Source organism: Streptomyces sp. NPDC001373, assembly GCF_042895815.1.
Classification (GTDB): domain Bacteria; phylum Actinomycetota; class Actinomycetes; order Streptomycetales; family Streptomycetaceae; genus Streptomyces.
This window is the reverse complement of the sequence record NZ_JBIAWQ010000037.1, coordinates 2,591-25,753: the sequence shown is the minus strand read 5'-3', so window position 1 is coordinate 25,753 and position 23,163 is coordinate 2,591. Positions and strand designations below refer to the sequence as shown.

24 protein-coding genes and 6 pseudogenes are annotated in these 23,163 nt (G+C 69.6%); 11 read left to right on the top strand and 19 right to left on the bottom strand.

The annotated features are described in order from the left end of the window. Positions 1-95: 95 nt before the first annotated feature. Positions 96-308 (top strand): annotated as a pseudogene (locus tag ACFY15_RS35855) (transposase family protein); the annotation flags it as partial. A gap of 80 nt (positions 309-388) precedes the next feature. Here ACFY15_RS35855 and ACFY15_RS35850 read toward each other — a convergent pair. After that, positions 389-916, bottom strand: a complete 528-nt coding sequence (locus ACFY15_RS35850; RefSeq protein ID WP_390826955.1) for a hypothetical protein — start codon at positions 914-916, stop codon at positions 389-391. Positions 917-1,295: 379 nt separating this feature from the next. On the opposite strand from ACFY15_RS35850, the gene ACFY15_RS35845 reads away from it, so the two are divergent. The 3 genes from ACFY15_RS35845 to ACFY15_RS35835 all read left to right on the top strand — a co-directional run bounded on the left by ACFY15_RS35845 (position 1,296) and on the right by ACFY15_RS35835 (position 4,937). Beyond that, positions 1,296-2,339, top strand: a complete 1,044-nt coding sequence (locus ACFY15_RS35845) for a zinc-binding dehydrogenase (RefSeq protein WP_390826954.1) — start codon at positions 1,296-1,298, stop codon at positions 2,337-2,339. A 54-nt stretch (positions 2,340-2,393) separates the two neighbouring features. Then, positions 2,394-2,888 carry a hypothetical protein gene (locus ACFY15_RS35840; RefSeq protein WP_390826953.1) on the top strand — a complete coding sequence of 165 codons (495 nt, stop codon included), beginning with the start codon at positions 2,394-2,396 and terminating at the stop codon, positions 2,886-2,888. Between the two features lie 462 nt (positions 2,889-3,350). Continuing rightward, the gene (locus ACFY15_RS35835; protein ID WP_390826952.1) at positions 3,351-4,937 is read left to right on the top strand and encodes an IS1182 family transposase; all 1,587 of its coding nucleotides are present in this window, start codon (positions 3,351-3,353) and stop codon (positions 4,935-4,937) included. Here ACFY15_RS35835 and ACFY15_RS35830 read toward each other — a convergent pair. The 3 genes and pseudogenes from ACFY15_RS35830 to ACFY15_RS35820 form a co-directional block, all read right to left on the bottom strand. After that, positions 4,846-5,619 (bottom strand): annotated as a pseudogene (locus ACFY15_RS35830) (IS3 family transposase); the annotation flags it as partial. The gene ACFY15_RS35835 and the pseudogene ACFY15_RS35830 sit on opposite strands and share 92 nt — an antisense overlap. A 238-nt stretch (positions 5,620-5,857) precedes the next feature. Next, positions 5,858-6,040, bottom strand: a complete 183-nt coding sequence (locus tag ACFY15_RS35825) for a transposase (RefSeq protein ID WP_390826951.1) — start codon at positions 6,038-6,040, stop codon at positions 5,858-5,860. A 424-nt stretch (positions 6,041-6,464) separates the two neighbouring features. Then, positions 6,465-7,097, bottom strand: coding sequence for a class I SAM-dependent methyltransferase (locus tag ACFY15_RS35820; RefSeq protein WP_390826950.1), 633 nt, complete (start codon positions 7,095-7,097; stop codon positions 6,465-6,467). Positions 7,098-7,244: 147 nt separating this feature from the next. Here ACFY15_RS35820 and ACFY15_RS35815 point away from each other — a divergent pair, with 147 nt between their 5' ends. Both ACFY15_RS35815 and ACFY15_RS35810 read left to right on the top strand, forming a co-directional pair. Next, complete coding sequence (locus ACFY15_RS35815) at positions 7,245-7,457, top strand: hypothetical protein (RefSeq protein WP_390826949.1); 213 nt, start codon at positions 7,245-7,247, stop codon at positions 7,455-7,457. A 41-nt stretch (positions 7,458-7,498) separates the two neighbouring features. Next, on the top strand, positions 7,499-7,696 hold the full coding sequence (locus tag ACFY15_RS35810; RefSeq protein ID WP_390826948.1) for a hypothetical protein: 198 nt from the start codon (positions 7,499-7,501) through the stop codon (positions 7,694-7,696). A gap of 122 nt (positions 7,697-7,818) precedes the next feature. Here ACFY15_RS35810 and ACFY15_RS35805 read toward each other — a convergent pair whose 3' ends face one another. Beyond that, positions 7,819-8,166 (bottom strand): helix-turn-helix transcriptional regulator, encoded by a 348-nt coding sequence (locus tag ACFY15_RS35805; RefSeq protein WP_390826947.1) that lies wholly within the window; start codon positions 8,164-8,166, stop codon positions 7,819-7,821. Between the two features lie 150 nt (positions 8,167-8,316). On the opposite strand from ACFY15_RS35805, the gene ACFY15_RS35800 reads away from it, so the two are divergent. Together ACFY15_RS35800 and ACFY15_RS35795 are read left to right on the top strand one after the other, a co-directional pair. Next, positions 8,317-8,874, top strand: coding sequence for a universal stress protein (locus ACFY15_RS35800; RefSeq protein ID WP_390691602.1), 558 nt, complete (start codon positions 8,317-8,319; stop codon positions 8,872-8,874). Further along, positions 8,871-9,923: a TerC family protein gene (locus ACFY15_RS35795; protein WP_390826946.1), complete on the top strand. Its 1,053-nt coding sequence runs from the start codon at positions 8,871-8,873 to the stop codon at positions 9,921-9,923. Before ACFY15_RS35800 ends, ACFY15_RS35795 begins: the two co-directional genes overlap by 4 nt. Positions 9,924-10,022: 99 nt before the next feature. On the opposite strand, the pseudogene ACFY15_RS35790 reads toward ACFY15_RS35795, so the two are convergent. From ACFY15_RS35790 to ACFY15_RS35775, 4 genes and pseudogenes are all read right to left on the bottom strand, one after another. Then, positions 10,023-10,274 (bottom strand): annotated as a pseudogene (locus tag ACFY15_RS35790) (hypothetical protein); the annotation flags it as partial. A 31-nt stretch (positions 10,275-10,305) separates the two neighbouring features. After that, positions 10,306-11,505: pseudogene (locus ACFY15_RS35785) on the bottom strand (IS3 family transposase). Between the two features lie 63 nt (positions 11,506-11,568). After that, on the bottom strand, positions 11,569-12,132 hold the full coding sequence (locus ACFY15_RS35780; protein ID WP_390826957.1) for an IS3 family transposase: 564 nt from the start codon (positions 12,130-12,132) through the stop codon (positions 11,569-11,571). Continuing rightward, positions 12,129-12,440, bottom strand: coding sequence for a transposase (locus ACFY15_RS35775; RefSeq protein ID WP_390826945.1), 312 nt, complete (start codon positions 12,438-12,440; stop codon positions 12,129-12,131). The genes ACFY15_RS35780 and ACFY15_RS35775 overlap by 4 nt, the downstream gene beginning before the upstream one ends. Before the next feature lie 146 nt (positions 12,441-12,586). Between ACFY15_RS35775 and ACFY15_RS35770 the strand changes: the two genes are divergently transcribed. Beyond that, positions 12,587-12,808, top strand: coding sequence for a hypothetical protein (locus ACFY15_RS35770; protein WP_390826944.1), 222 nt, complete (start codon positions 12,587-12,589; stop codon positions 12,806-12,808). On the opposite strand, the gene ACFY15_RS35765 is transcribed toward ACFY15_RS35770, so the two are convergent. The 5 genes from ACFY15_RS35765 to ACFY15_RS35745 form a co-directional block, all read right to left on the bottom strand. Further along, entirely contained in the window at positions 12,805-13,275 is a 471-nt protein-coding gene (locus ACFY15_RS35765; protein WP_390826943.1) for a hypothetical protein, read from the bottom strand. The two genes, ACFY15_RS35770 and ACFY15_RS35765, sit on opposite strands and share 4 nt — an antisense overlap. 2 nt (positions 13,276-13,277) lie before the next feature. After that, a complete protein-coding gene (locus tag ACFY15_RS35760) occupies positions 13,278-13,706 on the bottom strand; it encodes a matrixin family metalloprotease (RefSeq protein WP_390826942.1) in 429 nt (142 codons plus the stop codon). A gap of 223 nt (positions 13,707-13,929) precedes the next feature. Beyond that, the gene (locus ACFY15_RS35755; protein ID WP_390826941.1) at positions 13,930-14,184 is read right to left on the bottom strand and encodes a hypothetical protein; all 255 of its coding nucleotides are present in this window, start codon (positions 14,182-14,184) and stop codon (positions 13,930-13,932) included. Further along, positions 14,168-15,238: a penicillin-binding transpeptidase domain-containing protein gene (locus ACFY15_RS35750; RefSeq protein WP_390826940.1), complete on the bottom strand. Its 1,071-nt coding sequence runs from the start codon at positions 15,236-15,238 to the stop codon at positions 14,168-14,170. The genes ACFY15_RS35755 and ACFY15_RS35750 overlap by 17 nt, the downstream gene beginning before the upstream one ends. Before the next feature lie 666 nt (positions 15,239-15,904). Further along, positions 15,905-18,805 carry a hypothetical protein gene (locus ACFY15_RS35745; RefSeq protein ID WP_390826939.1) on the bottom strand — a complete coding sequence of 967 codons (2,901 nt, stop codon included), beginning with the start codon at positions 18,803-18,805 and terminating at the stop codon, positions 15,905-15,907. Positions 18,806-19,027: 222 nt separating this feature from the next. On the opposite strand from ACFY15_RS35745, the gene ACFY15_RS35740 reads away from it, so the two are divergent. Beyond that, entirely contained in the window at positions 19,028-19,222 is a 195-nt protein-coding gene (locus tag ACFY15_RS35740; protein ID WP_390826938.1) for a DUF6233 domain-containing protein, read from the top strand. 177 nt (positions 19,223-19,399) lie between these two features. Here ACFY15_RS35740 and ACFY15_RS35735 read toward each other — a convergent pair whose 3' ends face one another. The 3 genes and pseudogenes from ACFY15_RS35735 to ACFY15_RS35725 form a co-directional block, all read right to left on the bottom strand. After that, on the bottom strand, positions 19,400-20,311 hold the full coding sequence (locus tag ACFY15_RS35735; protein ID WP_390691621.1) for a short-chain dehydrogenase/reductase: 912 nt from the start codon (positions 20,309-20,311) through the stop codon (positions 19,400-19,402). Positions 20,312-20,485: 174 nt separating this feature from the next. Next, positions 20,486-20,687 (bottom strand): annotated as a pseudogene (locus ACFY15_RS35730) (class II glutamine amidotransferase); the annotation flags it as partial. A 21-nt stretch (positions 20,688-20,708) separates the two neighbouring features. Then, positions 20,709-20,887: pseudogene (locus ACFY15_RS35725) on the bottom strand (Tn3 family transposase); the annotation flags it as partial. Between the two features lie 54 nt (positions 20,888-20,941). On the opposite strand from ACFY15_RS35725, the gene ACFY15_RS35720 reads away from it, so the two are divergent. After that, the gene (locus ACFY15_RS35720) at positions 20,942-21,898 is read left to right on the top strand and encodes a cytochrome P450 (RefSeq protein WP_390826956.1); all 957 of its coding nucleotides are present in this window, start codon (positions 20,942-20,944) and stop codon (positions 21,896-21,898) included. On the opposite strand, the gene ACFY15_RS35715 is transcribed toward ACFY15_RS35720, so the two are convergent. Both ACFY15_RS35715 and ACFY15_RS35710 read right to left on the bottom strand, forming a co-directional pair. Further along, positions 21,797-22,204, bottom strand: coding sequence for a DUF3224 domain-containing protein (locus ACFY15_RS35715; protein WP_390691613.1), 408 nt, complete (start codon positions 22,202-22,204; stop codon positions 21,797-21,799). The two genes, ACFY15_RS35720 and ACFY15_RS35715, sit on opposite strands and share 102 nt — an antisense overlap. After that, positions 22,158-22,961, bottom strand: a complete 804-nt coding sequence (locus ACFY15_RS35710; protein ID WP_390691614.1) for a hypothetical protein — start codon at positions 22,959-22,961, stop codon at positions 22,158-22,160. The genes ACFY15_RS35715 and ACFY15_RS35710 overlap by 47 nt, the downstream gene beginning before the upstream one ends. Positions 22,962-23,163 lie beyond the last annotated feature (202 nt).

The following is a 23,163-nucleotide window of genomic DNA, read 5'->3' as shown; positions in this document are numbered from 1 at the left end:
CGCACGACGGCGCAGCTCAAGCGGGTACTGGGACGGACGTGCCATGACTCGATCCTCTCAAATGATCGAGTCCCTACCGAACCCGGAACGGTTCACCGTGGCCGACGACCGGCATCAAACGCAAGCCACTCCAGGACCTCACTCCCACCGAAAAGTCCCTCAACCGGGCACTGGCCGCAGCACGAGCACCCGTCGAACGCGGTGTCGCGAGCCTGAAGTCCTGGCGGATCTTCCGCAGGTCCCGGTGCAGCCCCAACCGCATGACGTCAATCGCCAAGGCCATCCTCACCCTGGAGCGGCAACGCTGAAGGCCCGAAGTCCAGCCCGGGCCAGCCACGCCCGCGCAGTGCCGGAGCTGCTCATCGCGCTGGGCAGCTGGTCCTGGCCGTCACTCGTCGTCCTCGTCATCGGGTTCGGATTCCCTGACGAACCAGAGGTCGAGAATGTACTGCTCAGGAACAGGGTTCTGCGTCCAGGCCTCGCCGATCCGCTCAGTGGTCCAGTCGGTGTCGATCCGGCGGAGGGTTTCGGCGTAGTACTCCGCGGTAGCTGTACGTCCCGTCCATGACACGTGCCCCTCGTATACACCGGGGCGGGGCAGTGTCATCTCCCCGGCGGGCCCGAGGGTGAGCTGGCCGACCACCAGGATCCCTGTCTCCGACTCGATGGACACCGGGAGGGTTCCCTCCACATCAGCTGGCGGCTTTCGGGGGGTGTCCCAGATGCGGATGGCCACCTCCACGGTCACGTCGGGCTGCAGGCTCGACAGGTAGAGGTGGTAGCCGTTCTCGCCCACGACCTGCTGGCGGGCCAGGTCGATGGCTGCGCTGTCGGTGAGGTAGGCGTCTGCGTCGTAGACCTCAACGAGGCGGTAGTTGGGGCGGGCGGGAGTGCGGTACTCGGCGACGAGCGCCATCGTGGCCTCCATCGGTCAGGGGGTGATCTTCACATAGAAGGGGTCGCCGTCGAGGAGCCTGCTCCCTTCATACACCTTCTGTATCAGCAGACCTCCGTTTCCGTTGTCTCCTCCATCGATGAGGCGTACCGAGTAGCGGTTGTCTCCCTTCGTGGAGCCCTCGTACGTCGAGGCGAAGGGGTACTCGTCGCATTCCAGAGGGGTCCCGCTGTAGTCACCCCACACTTCCAGGTTTGAGACCTCACAAAAAGGTGAACAATGGGGCGTTTGGCCTGCCAGAACCCATGCCCCGTTCTGCCGTACCTCCGCCTGCCGACACGCCCCTGAGCTGGACAGTCGGTCGATCCGGCGGCGTTCGGGCGCTCGTGGAGGTGAAGTGATGACGACGGCCACCATGCGTGCGGTGCGTTTCTCCCGTGCCAGCCGCCGGCTCGGCGTGGAGGAGGTGCCGGTGCCGCAGCCGGGACCGGCGGAAGTGCTGGTCCGTATCGAAGCCTGCGGGATCTGCCTGTCGGACGTACACATGCTCGACGGCACCATCACCTGCCCCCTGGAGGAAGTCACTCCAGGCCACGAGCCGGCGGGCACCATCGCCCGGGTGGGCGCCGACGTGCCGTACTGGCAGCCGGGCCAGCGCGTGGTGATCGCACCAGGAAGAGCTTGCGGCTCCTGCCGCCACTGCGGGGACGCCCTGGCCTGCCTCGCCCCCCAGACGATGGGGCAGAACTGGGACGGCGCCTGGGCAGAGTACGTCGTCACGCCCTTCCAGACGCTGGTGGAGGTGCCTGACGGGGTGCCGATCGAGCAAGCGGCGATCTGCGCCGACGCGGTGGCCACGCCGTTCTCGGGCCTGGTCGAGCGCGGTGGGCTTCGGCCCGGCGAGACCGTCGGGGTGTGGGGGATCGGCGGTCTCGGCGTGCACGCCGTTCAAATCGCCCGTCTGGCCGGGGCCAGCCTGATCATTGCCGTCGACACCCTCGACGCCGCCCGCCGGCGCGCCCTGGAGGCGGGAGCCGACCACGCCCTGGACCCGGGTACGGCCGACATCGCCGCGGAGGTGCGCCGGCTCACCGACGGGGAGGGGCTGGACCTGACGGCCGAGTTCTCCGGCGTCAACAACGCGCTCGACGAGGCGGTCTCCTGTCTCGGCCGGTACGGACGGGCCGTCATGGTCGGTATGTCGCCGGAACCGATCCGTCTCGCCGAGAACACGATCCTCTTCGGGTACTACAACCACTCGGTCCTCGGCCACGACGGCTACACCCGCCGTCACCTCACTCACCTCATGCGCCTCCTGGCCTCCGGCCGCCTCGACCTGTCACGCTCGGTCTCCGACGTACTGCCCCTGGAAGAGACCCCCCGGGCAGTGGAGCGGCTGCGGACAAAGGAAGGCAATCCGGTCCGTATCGTGATCAAACCGTAGCCGGGCCGGAACAGCGACCTGCGACCTGCGACCTGCGACCAATGGAGCGCTCACATGCCGGTGACCTCGTACATTCGCAAGCAGGGGACGATCGCAGGCATCATCAATGTGGTGATCAACTCGCTGATCACGTGGCTCGGCCATCGCCGGACGGGCTTCGTGCCACTCGGCGGCATCGTCGTCGATGTCGCCGTCACGTCGATCCTGCTGTCGTTGCTGGTCTCGCTGTTCGCCTCCGCTGGAGTGCGGCACGATCTCGAGGCGGGACGTGTCAGGGCGACGGGCGAACCACCCAAAGCCGGACGTGCACTGTCGCGGCTGCCCGCACGATGGTGGGCTCTGGGCCTTCTGATCGGGCTGGGAGTGGCCGTCACCGCCGCCGTCGTACTGCGGCTGCTGGGGGCACTGGGGTTGTCCGGTCTTTCCCTGGCGGGATTCGTGGCGTTCATGGCCGTGTACACCGGCCTGCTCGGGTACGCCGTGACCCGCTGGGTGATCCTTCGGCAGCTGGCGGAGCGGCGGGCCTGTACGGCAGCCACAGGCGGCTGAGGCCGCCCGCAGAAGTTCTGTCCAGTTGCCGTCGATCAGGACCCGGGAATGATGGAACCGGTTTCCGGGTTCGGCAGGCAACTGGCAGACGGGAGGAGGCGCCGTGTGAAGTTTCCCCGTGATCTCGGACACTCGATGGTTATGCCGCGAGAGCGTGTTGATGCCGCTGCCGGGTCTCGGCTGGGGTGAGGTAGCCGAAGATCTTGTGCTTGCGCAGGCGGCGGCGGTTGTAGAAAGTCTCGATGACCCCTGTTGCCCAATTGGGTGAAGTCGACGTGATCAACGGTCGTGTGACACGGCGGACCGCGAGTGTGTGGTGCGGAGGGATTCGAGGACGCGAACCACGCGTCCGCCCTCGGAACTGGGGGTGGCGTGGTGTCGATGCGGCCGAACTCGGGGAGCGAGATACCTGCCGTAACACGGGACGTCGCCTGGGCAGCATTCCCCAAGGGCTGCCTGGCGATGAGAATCCGCGACAGCCTCGGGCCTCTGTTCGCGGACGAGGACTTCACGGAGGCGTTCGGGGTCCGAGGGCGTCCGGGCATCTCGCCCGGCCGGCTTGCGCTGGTCAGTATCCTGCAGTTCGCCGAGAACCTGACGGATCGCCAGGCAGCGCATGCGGTGCGGGCCAGGATCGACGTGAAGTACCTGCTGGGCCTGGAGCTGACCGATCCCGGCTTTGACCACACCGTGCTGACCGGATTCCGGGGCCAACTGCTCGCCCACGGTCTTGAGGAGAAGATCCTGAACCTGCTGCTGGAGCGGCTCGCCGAGAAGAACCTCGTCGCCTCCGGCGGGCGGCAGCGCACCGACTCGACACATGTCCTGGCCGCGGTGCGGTCCCTCAACCGCCTGGAGTTTGTCGGGGAGACGCTGCGTGCCGCGCTGGAAGCACTTACTGCGGCCGCGCCGGACTGGTTGCGGGCCTCGATGGACCCTGCCTGGCAGGAACGGTACGGGGCGGGGGTTGACGCCTACAGGCTGCCAGCGGATGAGCAGGAGCGGCGCGAGCTCGCCCGGCAGATCGCCACCGACGGATACAGCCTGCTCGAAGCCGTCTTCGCACCGGAAACGTCGGCACGGCTGCGCCAGGTGCCTGCCCTCACCGTCTTGCGCACCGTGTGGGTGCAGCAGTTCACCCGCACCATCGCCGACGGCGAGGAGGAGGTGGCCTGGCGGGGGAAGGACGATCTCCCGCCGAGCAGAGTGCTGATCGCCTCGCCCTATGATCCTGACGCCCGATACGCGAAGAAGCGTGGATCCGCCTGGGTCGGCTACAAGATCCACGTCAGTGAGGGATGCGACGACCCTGAAGAGGCGAAGCGCCCGCACCTGACCACGCATGTCGTGACGACCGAGGCCACAGTCAACGATGCGATGGTCGTCGAGGAAGTCCACGACGGCCTCGCCGGCAAGGACCTCCTGCCAGCGAAGCACCTGCTGGATGCCGGATACACCTCCGCCGAGCTCTTGCTGACCGCGCCGGTCTCCCACGGGGTCGCCGTCACCGGTCCGGTCCGGTCGAACACCACCCGGCAGGCGGCCCCGGGCGGCGGCTTCGGCAAGCGCGCCTTCACCATCAACTGGTCGGCCAAGCAGGCCACCTGCCCGACCGGCGCCAGCAGCAGATACTGGACAGAAGGCTTGGACAACAACGGCCGGGACGCAATCCGCATCCGCTTCGCGACCACCACCTGCGCACCCTGCCCCGTGCGCGACCAGTGCACCCGCTCCACCCAGTACGGACGGCAGCTGACTGTCCGCCCCCAGGACCAGGACGCAATGCTGGAAAGAGTTCGCGCCGAGCAGTCCACGGACGAGTGGAAGCAACGCTACGCAGCCCGAGCAGGGGTGGAAGGCACTATCCACCAGGCCGTTGCGACCGCCGGAGTCCGCCGGACCCGCTATATCGGCCTGGCCAAGACTCACCTCGCGCACGTCCTCACGGCCACCGCAATCAGCCTGATCCGCCTCGACGCCTGGTGGAACGACACCCCCCTCGCCCGCACCCGCACCTCCCGACTGGCCAGACTCGACCTCGCAGCATGAGATCAATTGGGCAACAGGGTCTCTCGATGAAGGTGAACACGTCGGCGCGGGCGGTCGCCCGGTCGGGCCAGGTTCGGGTGCCGATCTCCTCCTTGCGTAGGGCCCAGAGGCTTTCCGCGGCGGCGTTGTCGAAACATGATCCGGTCCGCCCGCAGCTCTGCCGGAGTCCCAACTCGCCTACTCGGTCGCGGAACTGGGATGAGGTGTACTCGCTGCCGCGATCACTGTGGATCACACAGCCCGGCTCCGGGTTCCCCCGGCCATGGGCCATGTCCAGGGCGTCGACGACGAGCTCGGCACGGTGGTGATCGGCCATGGCATAGCCGACGACCTCGCGAGTGGCCAGGTCCGGCCAGCAGGCGAGGTAGAGCCAGCCCTCGGCAATAGGCAGGTGGGTGATGTCGCCGACCAGCTTGCTCCCGGGACGCGCGGCGTGGAAGTCGCGGCCGATCAGGTCCGGGGCCGGCTTCTCCTTCGCATCCGGCCGGGTCAGCGAGCGGCGCTTGCGCCGCGTGACGCCGCGTATGTCGCGCTCGCGCATCACGCGGGCGACGCGCTTGCGGTTCACCCGACGGCCCAGGCGTCGCAGCCCGGCGTGGATGCGCGGGACACCGTAGGTGCGGCGGGAGGCGATGTGCAGGACGGTGATCTCGTGCCCGAGCGCGTCGTCGGCGTCCTCCCGGGCGCGGCGGGCCGCCTCGCCATCACACCACGCGTTACGACGAGCGGGCGACCTTCAGCACCCGGCACAGCAGAACGACCGGGTAGTTCGCCTCTCCGCGTGGACGAACCGGTACAGCCCGCTCACCGGTCGTTCTCCTTCACGAAGAAGGCCGTCGCTTTTTTCAGGATCTCGATCGTCTGCTGCTGTTCGCGGACCTCCTTGCGCAGCCGCTTGAGTTCCTCGCGCTCGGTGCCGGTCAGCCCACCGGGCTCGCCCTCGCCCCGGTCCGCCTTGGCCCGGCGGTACCAGCCGCGCAGAGACTCCGAGCGATGCCGAGTTCCCGGGCCACCGCAGTGACCGTCTTGCCCGAGGAATCGACGAGCGCGACCGCGTCCCGCTTGAACTCCTCGGTATACCGCTTCGTGTACTTGCTTCCCACCCGGTGCTACTTCCTCTGGAACCTCAGGTCCCAGTCTCCAGGTGTCCACGATCAAGGGGAAGCTTCACCTTCTACGGCACCCGCCCCTACGCACACCTCCGCGTCGAGTTCGAGCGACGTCTGGACGCCATGCGCGAGACCGGCGAGATCCCCGATCCTCGCGAAGCCTGGATCACCCGGCTGAAGGCAGAGAGCACCAAACTCCGGGAACGGCTGCCCGGTCGGAACAGACAGTCGAAGAGCTCGGCGACTTCCGCAGCCAGGCCCCGGCCCGGCTGGCCGCACAGCACGAAGAGACCGTTCGGCTCCGTCAAGCCGCTGCAGGGACAAGCCGAGTCAGCCGCCTTCCCGCTCCGCGGACCACGGTGATCGGGACCTGCAGTTGATGCGGGGCGGAGCAGAGGGAACCCCCCACGTGGTCCCGTCAGCCGTGGTTGCGAAAGACGAGCAGATAGCGCCAGAAGAGGAGCCTGCGGATGTTACATCCGGGCAGCAGCACCGCGGCTTCCCGGCGGATCTCGGCCAGGGGCATGGCTGGCTGTCTCACCGGTGCCTTCACCTCTTCCCGACGAGTGGCAGCAGAGACAGAGCGGAGTTTGTCCCTCACCGCGACAGCCAGCCTGGCGACGGCGTTGACGGGCACAGCTGCCAGGCTCCAAGCCCAGTCGAGCCGGGTCTTCTCCGGATAGCAGCCCAAGATCACGAGGACCCCGGCGGGCGCAAGCGCGTCACGCAATGCGGCGACGGTGTCGAACGGCATGTGGTGAATGCTGGCGAGGCACGAGATGAAGTCGTAGTGCGCCTTGGGAAGTTCGACTTCAGTCACGTCCGCGTGCTGGAAGCGCGGACTCCGGTCACCGGTCATCCGGCCGGACAGCGCGCGAGCCTCCGCGATGGCCTCCTCCGACGGATCGAGCGCATCGACCTCTATGCCCAGGTGAGCAAGCCGACGCGCGAACTGGCCGGTCCCGCACCCCACATCCAGTGCAGCACCGCAGTTCCGCGGCACCTGGCGCAACAGCAGGCGGTGATAGTGGTCGTTGTGATCAAAAGGCATGGCCCCGACCCTGCCACAGCGGACGCGCTCGGCCTCACCTTCCACCATCAAGATCTATGCAGTGATCTGCGTCACGCAGCGGGGCCCGGAATGCAACACAAGCCGCTGTCATCGTCGCGAACACGGCGGCGGCAGCGAACCTGCGCAATGGCAACACGCATCCGACCGCACACGACCTCTGCGGACACAAGGCATTGTGCCCTGGCGCACGACGCGGAGGACGGCACCTCCACCCCGATGCTGCTGGCCCGCTCCCGCCACGCCTCCGTCCGATCCCTGGAGCGGTATGCCCGCCCCGGCGTCGACTCGGTCGCCCGGCACGTCACCGAACGCGACCCCGCTGTACGCCGCCGTACGTAGATCCGAGCGGATCAGGGCTTCAAGATCATCTCGTTGCCTCTTTGGCGCGTATCTCGGTCACACCCCTCATCCACCTGATCCACACCCGGCAGATCTGCCCCGACTCGTCGGCCGGCCCGGTCTGCTTCGTGCTGCACGACGTGGACGGCGAGGGGCGGGCCCGTGATCTGGCCGCGGCCCTGCACGCCGCCCTCTACGGCAACCTCACGCCCTTGGCGAGCTGCCTGCGCAGCTCGTAGAGGACGTCGGGGCTCCCGATGCGCACCAGCTGCTCCAGCAGCCGGTCGATCCGGGCATCTTCCCCGCAGCTCACCACGTCGACCCGCCCGCGAGGACACCCCGGGCGGCAGTGGCTCCTCGGTCACGGCCTCGCGGCCGCCTCCGGCTCGGCGCCTGCGCTCTCCGGGGTGTCCTCGCGGTGGAGGAAGGCGCCGAGGAGGTCGCCGACGGGGTGGTCTGCCTCGGACGGGTGGCGCAGGGCGACGGTGGGGTCGATGGTGTAGCGGTTGCGGCGCCCCACCCGGGTCCGGGTCAGGTACCCGGCCGCTTCCAGGTCGGCGACGATGATCTGCACCGCCCGCTCGGTGATGCCGATACCGGCCGCGACGTCCCGCAGCCGCACCTCCGGGTCGCGGGCGAGCCAGAGCAGCACCCGTGCGTGATTGGTCAGGAACGTCCACTGGTCGCCGCGTGCCGATGAGCTACTCATGACCTCCATCATACGAAGTCCGGTTCGCATATTCACCCCTTCGTACGAACCTTTATTAGCGAAAAAGTTTTCGCATAACTGTTGACGCATGTTGGGTGGCGGGGTGACGCTGGAGGAGATTCCTCCAGTTAAGGAAGGCGGGTAAGCGCGATGACCCGACTGCTCTCCCACCCCCACCGAGACCGTGCTCCCCGCCTCGCGCGGGCCGGAGTGGTCCAGCCGGTGGCGGCGGTACTGACCGACCGTGTCGACGATGTCGCGGTGGCCGAGGCGGCCGCCCGCATGGCGCTGGCCCGCAGGGTGCCGCTGCTGCTGATCGCCGTGATGCCCCCGCACGTCAAGCGTTCACCGCTGGGGCTGACCTCCCCGTCAGTGCGGGCGGTACTGGCCCGGGTCATGCCCAAGGTCGGCCCGCACGCCACCGGCTACATCCCCGAGGTGTTCCACCTGACGGCCGGCAGGGGTTCGCGGCTGGCGGCGGCGAAGGAGCTGCTGGCGCTGGCGTCCCGCCACCGGGCCCCGGACGTGGTGGCGTCCCGCCGCGGCCCGCACGGGCTCGACGCACACGCCCTGATCGAGGCCGCGGCCCTGCGCGGCGGCCCGTACGTCCACGCGGTCGCCCCCGCCTCCTGGGTGCCCCTGCAATCACCCTCGCCGCCCGCTGGTGACGTGCCGTCTGGCTCTTGGAGAGGAAACGTTTCGCGATGAATGACCTGTCGTTCCCGGTCCCGCTGTGGGTGTGGGCCGCGGTCACGCTCGGCATCTGCGTGATGCTCGCCGTCGACCTGATCGCCCACCGCGACAACCACGTCATCGGCTTCAAGGAGGCCGCGATCTGGAGCTCGATCTGGATCGCCATCGGCCTGGGCTTCGGCCTGATCCTTCTGGCGTGGCAGGGCGGGGAGGTGTCCTCCACCTACTACGCCGGCTACCTGATCGAGAAGGCCCTGTCGATCGACAACGTCTTCGTGTTCGCGCTGGTCTTCTCCTTCTTCGCCGTCCCCGACGCCTATCAGCACAAGGTCCTCTTCTGGGGCGTCCTCGGAGCCCTGGCGGCCCGGCTGGTGTTCATCTTCGTCGGCGCCGAGCTGCTGCAGGTGTTCTTCTGGACCGCCTACCTGTTCGGCGCGTTCCTGATCTGGACCGGCTGGAAGATGGCCGTCTCCAAGGACGAGGAAGTCCACCCCGACCGCAACCCGGTCGTCCGCCTGGTCAAGAAGCTCACCCCCACCGACCCCAAGTTCCACGGCGACAAGTTCTTCATCCGCGTCAGTGGCAAGCGCCTGGCGACGCTCCTGTTCGTGGTCCTGGTCGCGGTCGAGGCGACCGACCTGATCTTCGCGATCGACTCCGTCGCCGCCGTCCTGGCGATCACCACCAACACCTTCCTGGTGTGGACCGCCAACGCCTTCGCCGTCCTCGGCCTGCGGAGCCTGTACTTCTGCCTCGCCGGACTGCTGCGCCGCTTCGCCTACCTCCACTACGGACTGGCCGTGCTGCTGGCCTTCGCCGGCGTCAAGCTCATCCTGTCCGAGACCCCCGTCGGCAAGCTCCCCGTCCCCCTCACCCTCGGCTTCATCGCCGTCACCATCACCGTCTCCATCGCCTGGTCGCTGATCGCTACCCGCGGCCAGGACACCGACACCGCCGATGTCCCGTCCGTAACCGGGACCCCTCCCGCCGACGGCGGTGACGAGACGGCCCCCGCCCCCGATCAGCCCGCAGCTCGCGGCGCGCACGGAAAGGAATCGCCATGACCACGACCCACACCCCCCGACCGGCCAACACGTCACCGGCACCCGAGGTGCACGACTACCCCTTCACCCTCTACATCGACGGCCCCGTGCTGGCCCTGTTCACCGGCTCCCGCGCCGATACCGCCGTATCCGCCCGGGCCGCCGAACTCGCCGCCCGCACCGGGCACCCGGTGGCCGCCGCAGCACCGGACCCAGGACGTAGCGGACATGCGGGCCGCCGAAGTAGCCGCGGACGATGTGTGGCTGCCGCTGGCGCCTGCGGAAGAATCGGCGAGTCTCGGCGGCGAGTTCGGCCTGGTCCCGGGCTCGGTGCTGCTTGGGCAGGCTGTGTTTGAGGTCGGCATTGACCAGTGAGGTGACCCCTGGAGTGGGACACAGGGGTTCATGCCGCGAGAGTGAGTCTATGCCCTCGCTGGTGCTGCTGTTCGAACTCGACGGGTGAGAGGTAGCCGAGCGAGCCGTGGCGTCTGCGGGCGTTGTAATAGGTGAGCCACTGGAAGATCTCCAGCCTGGCCTGCCGGACCGTCGTGAACGTGCCGCGCAGGGCTTCTCTCTTCAGCCCCTGCCAAAACGATTCAGCCAGGGCGTTGTCGTAACTCGACCCGACGCGGCCCATGCTCCTGCGGATACCGAAATGGTCGCTGACCTGGGCGAACGCGGCCGAGGTGTATTGCGAGCCCCTGTCCGCGTGGAAAATCACCCCGTCCACGTGGCCGCCCCGGGCCGCCACCGCCATCGTGAGGGCGTCGACGACCAGTTCCGTGCGCATGTGGGTGGCCATCGACCAGCCCAGCACCCGCCGCGAGCAGATGTCCAGGACACAGGCCAGATACAGCCACGAGCCGCCGACCTGCACGTATGTGATGTCGCCGCACCACTTCTCGTCCAGCTCCACAGCCGTGAAGTCACGCCGGACCAGGTCGGTGGCGGGTGGCGCGAGCCGGTCTGGGACCGTGGTGCGCTTGCGCCGACGCAGATGCCGGCCCTCGATCCCGTGGACGCGCATCAGCCGCTCGACGCGCTTGCGGTTCACGGTGTGGCCGAAGCCCCTCAGCTCGGCGTGGACCCGACGGACTCCGTAGGTGCCCTTGTGGTCGGCGTGGATCTCGCGGATCTCCGCTACCAGGGCACCGTCGGCATTCCGGCGTGCCCGCCGGGCCTCGGCGTCGGCCAGCCACCGGTAGTAACCCGCGCGTGGGACGCCCAGTGCCCGGCATATCCGCTGCACGCCGAAGTCGGCGCGGTGGACGGAGATGAAGTCCCAGCGGCCGGTCATGCCCTCATCTCCTTGGCGAAATACTGGGCCGCCCGGCGCAAGATCTCCCGCTCGAGCTCCCACCCTTCTCGGCCTTGCGTAGCCGGCCCAGCTCGGCCCGCAGTCGGACGAGCTCCTCGTCCCGGCTCTCGGCGGCCGACTCACCGCTACCAGCGGCACGGCCAGCCTGCCGCACCCAGCTCCGCAGCGTCTCGCCGGATACCCCGACGTCCGCCGCGACCGCGGCATACGTGCGCCTCCAGCCGAGCGAAACAGTGCCACCGCATCGTTCCTGAACTCCACCGGATATGGAGACTTCCGTCCCACCAGGACACCCTTCCTCGGACCTACAAGTTCCATTGTCAGAGTGTCCACACCAAGGGGGTCGCCTCACTCGCCGGCAATGGGCTCGCGGCTGGCCAGGGCGTACTCCAGCGTGGTCAGGACCAGGTCCGCGTCCCCGCGGGCGGAGGTCTCCCAGGCCACGACCCGGCGGGAGAACGCGTCGCGGATCGCGGAGAGCCACAACGGGCCCTCCAGCGTCGTGATCATGGTCAGGTCGGTGACCCACAGCCGGTTCGGCACGTCCACTGTGAAGTCGCGTTGCACCAGGTCAGGAGCGAGTTCCGCATCGGGGTCGCGGCAGGTGAAGCTCTTGCCCCGGCGGGGGCTGATCCCGGCCAGGCCGACCTGGCGCATGAGCCGTTCGACGCGTTTGCGGCCGACGCGGGTGCCCTCGCGTGTGAGGACGGCGTGCACGCGCGGTGAGCCGTAGATCCCGCCGGAGTCGGCGTGGACCTGCCGGATCTGGCCGGTCAGCTCGGCGTCCCGACGCTGCCGTTCGCACGGCTCCCTCTCGGCCCGGCGCCACCGGTAGTAGGTGGAGGAAGGGATGCAGAGTTCCCGGAGTACGGGCTCGACACCGAGGTCACCGCGTTCGTCGAGGAACGTCAGTACCTTCGCCGGGTCGTGTCGAGTTCCTGGGCGAAAATAGCCGAGGCGGCCTTGAGGATCTCGTTCGCCCGCTTGAGCTGGGCATTCTCCTTCCGCAGGGCGGTCAGCTCCTCCTTCTCGGCGGTGGTCAGCAGGTCGTCCCGTTCGCCGGCGTCAGCCTCGGCCTGACGGATCCAGTTCCGCAGGGCCTCGTGGTGCACGTCGAGCTCCTCGGCCATACGGCGGATCACCGGCTTCGGCTCGGCGGCCCGATACATCCGGACCGCACGCCCACGCAACTCCAGCGGGTACTTCCTCGGGGCAGGCATCGTCCGGACTCCTCTCACGAGACCCATCTGACTATCTGTCAACCCCATCCGCATCTCGGGGGAAGCTCGATCACGGACGGCTGACCGACATCACGGATTCAAGTTCAGCAGCGAGCAGCAAAGCGCCGTGACGAAGGAGAGCATCAGTGAGCCGCTTACTCGCCGTGCTGCGCTTCGAGGAAGACGGACCCGCGGTGACCGGCGAATGGGCGGCGCTGTCCACTGCGGAGCGGACGCATCGGAACTGGATTGGGTTGTATGGCAGCCATCCGATGGCCGTCATCCAGCTGATCGAAATTAACGATGCGGGTGAAAGGGAGCGTGTGCTGAAGCTCTGGACCCGTGCCGAGGCGGAGGGTCGAGGCTAGTTCTGCGGTGCGTGGTGCAGGGCGGTGGTCCAGGTGGTGATGGTCGTGTTGTCGGCCGGTCGGGGGTCGGCGTCGTAGAGCTGGGCCACCCCTTCCTCCGGACGCGTGGCAGGGTTGGTGGCCCACATGTAGGTCTGGCCGACCTGGTATTTGTGCTCGGTTTCGTCGCTCTGGCTGATCAGCATCTCGCCCGAGGCGCTGCCCTTGAGGACGCGGTTGACGCGTACGCGGTAGGCATCGGAAGGGAGACCTTCGACGGTTCGCCGGCCGAGGTCTTCCAGAACGGTGCCGGTGAAAACGGCGGTGGCCTCGGGCGCCACCAGGGCCGGGTTGGTGGTGTCGAAGGCATGCACGGACTCGCTCGTGGTGTGCGTGGTGCGGTACTGGTTCCAGCCGAGCCAGGCGCCGCAGGCCAAGGCGACCGCGGCACAGGCCGAGACGGCGGCGATGAGGAGGGGCTTGTTCATGGTCATCCCCACAGCTGGTGGTAGGCGTTGCGGTCGGTGTTGGTGATCTGGTCGATGCCGGCGCGGGCTGCCTCGGCGTTATCGGCCCACATGATGGAGGCGACCTGGGTGCTCTTGTGGCAGAAGCCGAGGGCGTGGCCGAGTTCGTGGGTGGCGACGCGGCGTCGGTGCGCGGTGGTGCCGCGGGTTCCGCCGTTGTCCAGGTAGAAGCGGTTCATGGTGATGCTGTCGGTGCCCGGTAGGCCGGTCCAGCGGGCCAGGACGTTCTTCCAGTCGCCGCCGCTGGATCGGGTGTCGTTCCACTCCAGGTCGGCGATCTCGGAGGCGGTGTCCGGGTGGAAGGTGACCTGTTTGAGGTTGCCGCTGGTCCACTGGCCGACTGCGTAGGCGCGGGCGTCGTCGAAGACGGTCTCGTCCTCCCAGGCGATCACACCCTGGTCGACGGACGACCGTCCCCGCGAGTCCTGCCCCGAAGGTACACATGCCTGCGGCTGCTGCCCGAGCGCCGGCCCGGGGTGCGGTAACGACAGTAGGGCCGTGGCTACCGTGGCCGCCACGAGGCCGATTGAGGTAAGCGCCACCCCCGGAACATACCGTCCGTCACGCCCGAAACACAAAGAGCGACTGTCGCTGACTGGAAAGGATGACGCAGGTCTACCGCTTGGCCGCCTCGACGACCCGGGCCGCGATCTGGGAGGCATCCGAAGTGGTGTCGGTGGCGCTCGAAAGGAATAGGGCCACCGCCAGGGGCCGGCCGCCAGGGGCCTGAGCGTATGCCAGGGCCCAGGTGCCCGACGTTGAGGGCACCCACGCGGTCACCGAGTTGCCGACCGCGAGCCGCAACTCGTCGGCGGTGTGCTGGGAGACCGCACGCCGGCTGGACGCGGGCGTCTTAAGGTCGGTGACCACGTGGGGAGGGAACCAGTTCCCCCCGTGGCCGATCGCGCCGATCACCATTGCCATCTGCAGAGGGGGTGGCCGTCGTGTCGAAGAGGCCGTTCGCCGTGAGCGCGAGCTGCGCGGCGTTGCCCGGTTGCCGCGGCCACTTGCTTGCGAAGGCCCGCACCGGCGTGTTCGACTGCTCCGTGTTGAAGCCGAAGCTGTCTGCCGTCGCCGCCAGGGTCTCCGCGCCCAGGTCGGTCGCGAGACGGGCGAAGACGTTCTGGCAGGCATACCGCAAGGCTTCCCGCAGGTTCGCGTCGGTGCAGTGGGCGGGGTCGCCGGAGAACGACACCGAGCCGTCGGGGACGGAGTAGACGGCCGGGCTGCGCGTGGGCGCGTCCACCGAGGCGAGTAGGCCCTTCTCCAGGGCTGCGGCCGCCACGATGATGTGGGCTGCAGCGCCTGGATTGTGGGGGTCGCGCAGAGCCCGGTTGAGGAGGGGCTCGCCCGCATCCGCGTTGAGCTGCTTCCACGCTATGGCGTCCGAGGTCACGTACCCGCTGAAGGAGTTGGGGTCGTAGGTGGGAGCGCTGACCAGGGCAGCGATTTCGCCCGTCCGCGCGTCGAGGGCGATCGCGGCACCGGTACGGCCGCGCAGCGCGTCGAAGGCGGCACGCTGCGACACCGGGTCAACAGTGGTCACCACATCCTTACCCGCGTCGAGGTCCTCACGCCAAATAGCCTCGAGCTGGTTGTTGCCGAACGCCATGGAGCGGTAGCCGGTGATATGGGCGTACAGCTCTCCGTCCGTATAGGTGCGTCGGAATGGCACCTTCGCGTTCCCGGAGGGGACGGATCCGGTCACGGGACGGCCGCCCACGCGGATGTCACCAGGGGCCCCCGCCGGTTTCGGCGCGGGCGGCACCGACCCGGGCAGCTTCGCGTCCGCCGTCCCCGCCAGGCCGGACGGATTCACCCTGGGCGCGTCAGGCTGCTCCGAGGAGCACCCTGACAGACCAGCCGACACCAAAGTCACCGGCGTAATAAGGACAGAGACACGAGGCCGTGACGGTACAGACATGAGGCCATCCCAGAGACAAGATCACGCAGGGAAGGGCCGGAGGACGCGGTGGTGGACACCTCCCGACGCAAACGACTTCACCACGCTCGATGACGGGATCCTGCCGCGAGAGCGTGCAGCGCGACGTGCTGGTCCGCCCGCTGGGGCGGCTGTATCCGGGAACGTCCCCAGCCTCTGCCCGGGGTTCATCATCACCGGCACCACGACCACAGGGACTGGGCGCTGTCGCGGAGTAGGCCCACCCCGCCGGCCAGGTGCACCAGACCCCGAACCTGCTGCGCGCGTGGATCGCGCCGCACGCCGCGGACTGCCCGGTCCGCGCGGCCGCCAACGCCCTCGTTCAGGCCCGAGGGACCGAAGGGACTAACAATCCGATGACGACAAACGCCGTCCCGGCGCCCATTCCCCTCGCTGCCAGAGGAGTTAAGCGCAACGACAGCGCGCCGCCGGGGCCGGTTGATGGGATCCGAACGGGGCCGACGCCGACGACGGCCTGGCCGCGGACGGCGGTCAGGCGGACCTCCATGTGGCCGGCCCCGAAGTGTGCACACCCCGCCCGCAGCAACTGCTGTGCCGACGCCCCGATACCTGGTCACCCAGCACACCGTGCTCGGTCCCGGCGGGCTCCTGCCCACTTCCCCGCACGGGGGAAGGCGGAGTGCGGGCTCAATCGGCCGCTGCCAGCTCCGTGTCGATCTCCGTGGCAGAGCGCTGCTGGACGGCCCGCGCGAACAGGTTCTGGATGTCGCGGTGCTCTCCGTACGGGAATCGGATGTGCCAGTGCGTGACGACGTACTCCAGCAGGTCGAAACGGCCCGCGCCAGCGATAGTCGACGCCGCCTGCAGGCTCTTGCGGACACTGAGCGTGCTGGTCGGCGGGTCCTGATAGTTGCTCCGCCGCACGGCCATCAGGGCCTGCATCGCCAGCACGGGCTCGCAGGAGGTGTAGAAGTCCGCGTTGCAGGTCCACTTCGGCAGCTCGGCACCGGAGTCCGGGGTCCAGTCCTCGAAGTCGGCGCGCAGCCCGGGAAGTACCGGCACCGGCTGCTCGCGCGGCCCGAACGGGCGCCCCGCCAGCACGGCCTCGGTGTTGGCGGCGTCCAGAGAACGTGCCCATGCGCACTCGCCACGCACCAAACGGGCGTTGAGCCAGGGATCGTCCTGGGCGAGCAGCTCCGGGACGAGCACCTCGCTGTACAGGCCCGCGCGACCCCAGCCGAACGGTTCGGACGGGTTCTTGAGGCGGGGAGCGTCGAGCAGCGCGTCCCACACGAGCCGGTTTCCGTGCCGGACCAGGGCCCGCAGGATGTCGGCGCTCGTGGTGGTCCGGACCAGTACGACGCGGGTGGGGACATCGAGCCGGCCCACGACGGCGGCCACGACCTCACGCGGGGCGAGCCCGAGGAGAGCAGCCGGCGCCCCGTGGACGACGGCGGCCCTGCCCGGGGCGTCCTGCGGGTCTGCCGACGCGGCGTCGAGCAGCTCGGGCAGGGTTCCGTCGAAGCCTGCCGCGAGCAGGCGCACGGCGTGCACCCAGGGCCCGGGGGACCCGCCCAGTCGGCCGCGTACCAGCTCGGCCGCCTCGTGCGGCCCCGGACCGGTGAGGAAGTCGGCGGCGGACACCACGTCGAGCGGCGCGCCGCCCTCGGAGAGCCGGGCGGCGGTGTGCAGGAGCTGCGGCAGGGTGCCCGAGAAGTAGGGGGTGAGGCGTCGCAGCGCGAGCCACAGCCGCGCCTCGGCCTCCGGTGTGTCCGCGCCCGCCTGCCGCAGGAGCTCCGCGACGAGTCGGCCGAGTGGTTCGCGGGGAGCGTGGGGAAGCAGCCGCTGGACGGGGCGTGCGTGTCGCAGCACGTCCTCGGGGGTCACCGCCGGCGCCCATCCGGGCCCGGGGCGGGACCCGTCCACGGCCGTACCGGCCGCGTGGGAGGAGAACAGGGGCGGGAAGACGGTCTCACTCAGCGCCCTGATGCCGATGGCTCTGTCGGCATACAGCCGCAGCAGGTCGAGTCCATCGGGATCGAAGCCGGTCAGGGCGGTGACGACGTCCGGCGGGCAGTCGGCGCGGGCCAGCAGGGCCCCGTACCGTTCGCGCGTCCGCCGCCGGTGGTGGCGCATCGCGGGGTCGGCGAGGCGGCTGCGGACAAGGTCCCAGTCGACCCGGTACCAGGGGTCGCGGGTGATGTCCCGGCTCGCGGCTGCGAGTTCGTCCTGCGTGTAGTGCCGAAGGTCATAGGACATCAGGTCGCACGGCAGGCGCAGACCCCATACGCGCAGTGCCTCGTCCAGATGGTCGTCGCCCTGCTCCCGGCGCGCCGCCGCGGCCGTGCGCAGCGGCTGCGCCGACCCTTCGGCCAGAGCGGCGGCGAACGCGTCCTGCACGTCCTGGTCCCGGATGCCGTTGCTGCGCTCTTCCAGCAGGGTGCGCAGCTCGTCGGCCCTGCCCGACTCCCACAGCCGTATGCCGGCCACCAGTTGCTGGTACGCGGTCAGCAGCCGCTCCCCGCCCTCGACCGAGGCCCGGAGCGCCTGGGCGACGAGGCCGGGCTCGCGGGAGTCGTAGCAGAGCCGGAGCAGATCGGCATCCCACGGCGCGGACGGTGGGGCGGCGATGAGGGTGTGCACGGCAGGGGTCCGCGGCAGCGGGTCCACGGCGTCGGGTCCGAGGGGACGGCCCTCCAGCAGGGCCAGCCGGATAGAGGGGGCCAGTCGGTATCCGCGGCCCGGCTCCGCGCCGGTGAGGCCGGTGAGCAGCCATTCGTTGATCAGCGGATCGTTCCGGAGCAGGAAGGCCCGCTCGATCGTGGCTGCACCGTCGTCGCTGCGGTGCTTCAGGCGGTACTCCGCGTTGAACAGGGATCGCCAGACTTCCCGGTCGGCGGTGTCGATCAGTGGCTGAACAATTCTTCTGTTTCCCTGGCTCAGCTGGTGCAAGGGCCAGGGGGCGATGCGGGCGAGGAGACGTGGTCCCAGGTCACGTGGCACGAGTTCGATGAGCCATTCGATGCTGCTCTTCGGGTCGAGGCGGACGTCCGCCGCCACACCCGTCGCGGCGTGGCGCTCGGCGGCATCGAGCAGGGTCGGCAGATCTCCCGTGAAGCCCTCTACGAGCAGCTCGAACGCGCACTCCCAGGCCTGCTCGTCGGTGCCCAGCCGTGCCTGGACCCGCCGGGCCACCTCCGGCAGCGGCTGGTTGTTGCTGTGGAGCCGGAGGAACTCGGGCGGGGCCGCCAGCCACTCCTTCTCGACGCGCCCGGCCGTCACCGCGGCCTGCCCGCTGCCGACCGCGGCGGAAATCTCGCGGCCGAGACCCTCGCGTGCGGCGACGAGCGCCGCCTGATGACGAGTCAGCCCCCAGCGGTCGAGGAGGATCCTCACCTCATCGGCCTCGCCGTGCCCGGCGAGCCAGTCCCCGAAGCCCTCGGGCGGGACGCCCCAGCGCTCCTGCAGGATGTCCGACCGCCCCTGCGGCCCGAGCGCTTCGGTCACGAGCGCCGCGGCGTGGCGCCCGGCGTGCCGGAACAGAGTCAGGAATGTTTCGCCGCGTTCTTCGGCCATGGATGTGCTCACGTCACCACACGCTACCCCTGGAGAAGTCGTGTGGATCACGGGTGGGGCAGACCGCTCAGCAGCGTCGGTCAGCGGGATGTGCTGTGCTGATCGCGCAGGCGGGCGAGGACATCTGCCACAGAGAGGTCGTGGCGGTCCTTGTCCTGCTCCCAGCGGGACGACACAGCGGCCGAGGCCTCAGCCATTTCCGTGGGGAGGCCGACTGTACGAAGGGTCTCGGCGATGTCTTCCGCCGCCCCCGGCGTGGCTGATCGAGCACGGGATCGGCACCGGCCGGCCCGCCGTGCGCGTCCACACCGGCGCTTGCTGGGACACCCGCACCCGCTGCAAGCCGACACCGCCCGGCGGGCCCTCACCGAGGGCGTCCCCGCGTGCCCTCAGTGCCGCCCGGACACCGCACTGGGCATGCTCGATTGACCGGCACCCGCCAGGGTTGAGGGATGAGCTCCGACCTGTGTCACCCGCGCGGGGGCTGGGGTGGCGGTGGCCGTCCAGGAGGACGAAGTCACGCCTTCCGCAGCGGAGCCCTGCGAGCCGCCTGCCCCTCCCTGTCTCCGGCCCGGGCCCGGGCCGGAGACGCGTGCCCCGTGCCGGTCAGGTCTGGGGCGGAGCCACCGGCGGCACCGGCGGTACCGCGCCGCGCGCCCGCAGGTCGGCGGCGCCGCCCGCGCCGAGCACCCCGGTGGTCCGCTCCAACTCCTCGAACGGCAGCGCCGACAACGACCGCCGTGCCACCGCCGACACCACCAGCGGCAGCACCGGACGCAGCGGCTGTACCAGACGCAGCCACGGTGGGGCGTAGACGCTGACCGCGCGCCGCTCCACCCCGCGCACCAGCCACTCGGCGACCCGCTCGGGACTGTACACGCGGCGGGCGGGCGCGGGCTGATGGGAACGCAGGGCCCGCAGCACCGGGTGGTCGTCGAGGGCCGCGATCATGTCGGTGCCGGTCCAGTGCAGGTACGCGATGCCCACCCCCACGCCCGCCGGACGCACCTCGGTACGCAGGGCCTGGGCGAACGACTCCACGCCCGCCTTCGATGCGCAATAGGCGCTCATCAGCGGCGCCGAACCGAACGCGGCGGTGGATGCCACCTGGAGAAAGTACCCTCTGGTGGAGGTGAGTTGGGGCAGGAAGACGCGGGCGGTGTTCGCGCTCCCGATCAGGTTGACCTCGACCACCCGGTCGAACAGCGATGCCTCGCACGTAGCGAACGGGCCCGCGGCGGCGATCCCCGCGTTGGCGATCACCACCGAGGCGGGCCCCAGCCGTGCGCCGACGCTGCGGGCCGCGCCCTGGAGCGCCGCCGCGTCGGTGACGTCGACCTCGAAGCAGTGCGCCTCGCTCGGCAGCCCGGCCGCGACCTGGCGCAATGAGTCAAGCTCCCGGCCCAGCAGTGCCAGCCGCATGCCGCGCAGGGCCAGCCGGCGTGCCACCGCCGCTCCCACGCCGCGCGCCGCCCCGGTGACCACCGCGATCCGCGCGTACGATCCGCCCTCCACCATGACCGCCTCCAGGCCCGCCCTCACAACCCGCACCGCGCACCCGCCCAGTCGACCACGCCCCCACTCGGCCCGCCCGCCACCGCGAGCCACGAGGGTGACAGCACCGCGGCCCCGCGCCGGGTCTGCACCACCACCCGCCCACCCGGCCCGGCCGGGGTGAACAGCAGCGCCCGGTGACCGCTCGGCGAGGACGCGGTCGCGGTAGGCGGCGATGGGCGCCTTTCGACCAGGGGGTGCCGTCGGCGCTGAAGTAGCCAAGGCCGGTGCCGTCGGGGTCGTGGTGGCTCTGTCGGCTGAGACTGTCGGGGGCGTCCAGGAGCCAGAAGGTGGCGTGCGTGCGTTGCGGGGCACTGCTCAGGCCGAAAAGACGGCACACGGCATTCCTCCAGAGGAGGACGCTTGCAGTGAAGCTGTAGCGGCCGAGCAGGTTCAGGTTGCGGTGCTTGAGCGGGGAGAGGCGGGCGATGTCCTCGTCGCGGATCTCATGGCCCTGGGCGCGGAGCTGGGCGACGGCGGCATCGATGTACTTCGTCGTCCAGAGCACGTGGCATTGAGGACCAAGCCGAGAGCGCCGACGCCGACGCCCTATTCTTCATCGGCCTGGCACAGGGCGATCAACCGGTGATCCGCTTGCGGCCCCTGCAGATGGCGACCGGCCCCTCGGCAAGATCGACCGCGGACCACCGCGCCGTCGGAACCACAGACCACGAGGACCTGCTGGCCACGCTCCTGGCGGCCCGCGACGACGACGGTGGCGGCGCCAGCGGCATGAGTGACGCCGAGATCCGCGACCAGCTCCTCACCTTCCTCTTCGGCGGCTCCGAGACCATGGCCAACACCCTTGCCTGGGCGGTGCACCTGCTGGCCGGCCACCCCGATGCCGAGCGCAGGCTCCACGCCGAGGTCGACAGCGTCCTGGCCGGCAGGGACCCCGCCTACCAGGACATCGGGCAGCTGCCTTGGACGCAGCGGGTCATCACCGAAGCCGTGCGTCTGTACCCCACCGGGTGGATGTTCACCCGTACCACCACCAAGGACACGGTCCTGGGCGGGCAAGCGATCCCGGCCCGTACCACCGTCATCTACAGCCCCTACCTCCTGCACCACCGAGGCGATCTGTTCACCGAGCCCAAACGGTTCGGCCCCGACCGCCCCCAACCCGCCCGCGGCGCCTACATCCCCTTCGGCGCCGGAGCCCGCCAATGCATCGGGGACGCCTACGCCCTCACCGGAGCAGTCCTCACCCCGGCTGCCATAGCCGCCCGCTGGCGCCTGATCCCGGCACCCGGCCAACCCCTCCGCGCCACCGTGCAGACCACGCTCGTCCCCCACCCCCTACCCATGCGAACCGCACTGCGCTCCGACGCCCGAGTGCAGGGGCCCGCCGTCACCCCGGCCGCCCTCGCCTCCCGCTACCAGGCCAGCATCCGCACCGCGGAACGCCTCATCGCCAAAGCCCGCACGAGGCCGGAAAGACCCGCCGTTTTAGCCGAGCTGGTAGTCGAACCAGACGCGATGCGTACCGTCGGCATCAACGGCCAACCCTCCAACCCCGGAGATCCCGGCCAGCTCGCCGGTGCCGCTTGAAGGCACGATGGTGAAGAACTCCGCTGTGCGGTCGCTGCCCGATGTCGTCGCCGAGTGCACGAAGTTGAAGGACCCCTCCCGTCCCTGCAGCGAGCCTTCGAATGACTCCATGGCCACATAGGTGCCGACGCCGGTCGTCTGGTCGAAGGCCGCAGTGAACAGGGTCGCCGAGCGCCCCACGACCTCTCCCTCGAAGTGTTTCTCCATCGTCGCGACACCTACCGGCAGCCCAGTGGGCACGGCAGGCTCGGGCTTCAGCTCAGTCGGGACGAACGCTTTGACAGTGAAAATTGCCGTAGCTCTCATGCGCCGACCTTACCGAGGCGGTCTGACAAACGCGGCTGGACCATGGATAACCCCGGCGCCGGGATGCCGCAAAAGCCTCAAAGAACAAGCTAAAGGGATCAAAAACAATGGCCGTGAAGGTGGAACGGATGGGTGCCGCCAACGTTGTTGAAGCGGAGATCTGCGCCTCCGCACTGGTGGAGAACGCTGCCGATGGGCGCACCGAGGAGGCTGACACCTGCCGTACCGGCGCCTGCGGTGGTCGCGGCCACGGAGCAGTCAGGGCGTGGTCGGCGAACACGGCCTCCAGGAGAGCCCGGCGGTCGGCGTAGGGGCGGGTCAGGAGTTCCTGGCCGTCCTGCTGCAACAGGTCGAATGCGACGAAGTAAGCCGGCCACCACGCGACGAGGGCGGCGGCGCCGCGAGCGCGGGCGGTGGCCCGGCGCTGCAACGCCCCGAACGACAGCCGGCCCGCCTCGATGTCCCAGACGACCAGTTCGCCGTCGAGGAGCAGGCAGGCGGGCAGCTGCTCGGCGGCGGCCACCAGGTTCTGCCACCGGTCCTGAACCAGCACCCCGCCGAACTCGACCATCCGGGTGATCCCCGAGTCGGTGGTGAACGGCGGGGACGGCTTGATCTTGGGCAGCACGCCGACGGCCATGACGGTGAGGACGGCTCTGTACATCGTCAGGGGGATGCCGGTCAGCCAGGCCGGGATCAACGGCAGCAGGCGCGGGACCCGTCGTCCGGACAGGAGCAGCGTCCAGCGGGGGAACACCTGCCCCTACGCGTGCAGCAACCCCAGCTAGGAACTACGTCCTCCGCCGCCCTGACGGCAGCCTCATCACGAAATACGGAGATCCGGCGGGCCCCCCCCGGGTGGGGGGGGGGGGCGCCCCCCGGGGGGGGGGGGGGGGGCGGCCCCCCGGGGCGGGGGGGGGCGGCGGGGGCGGCCCCCCCCCCCGGGGGCCCCCCCGCCC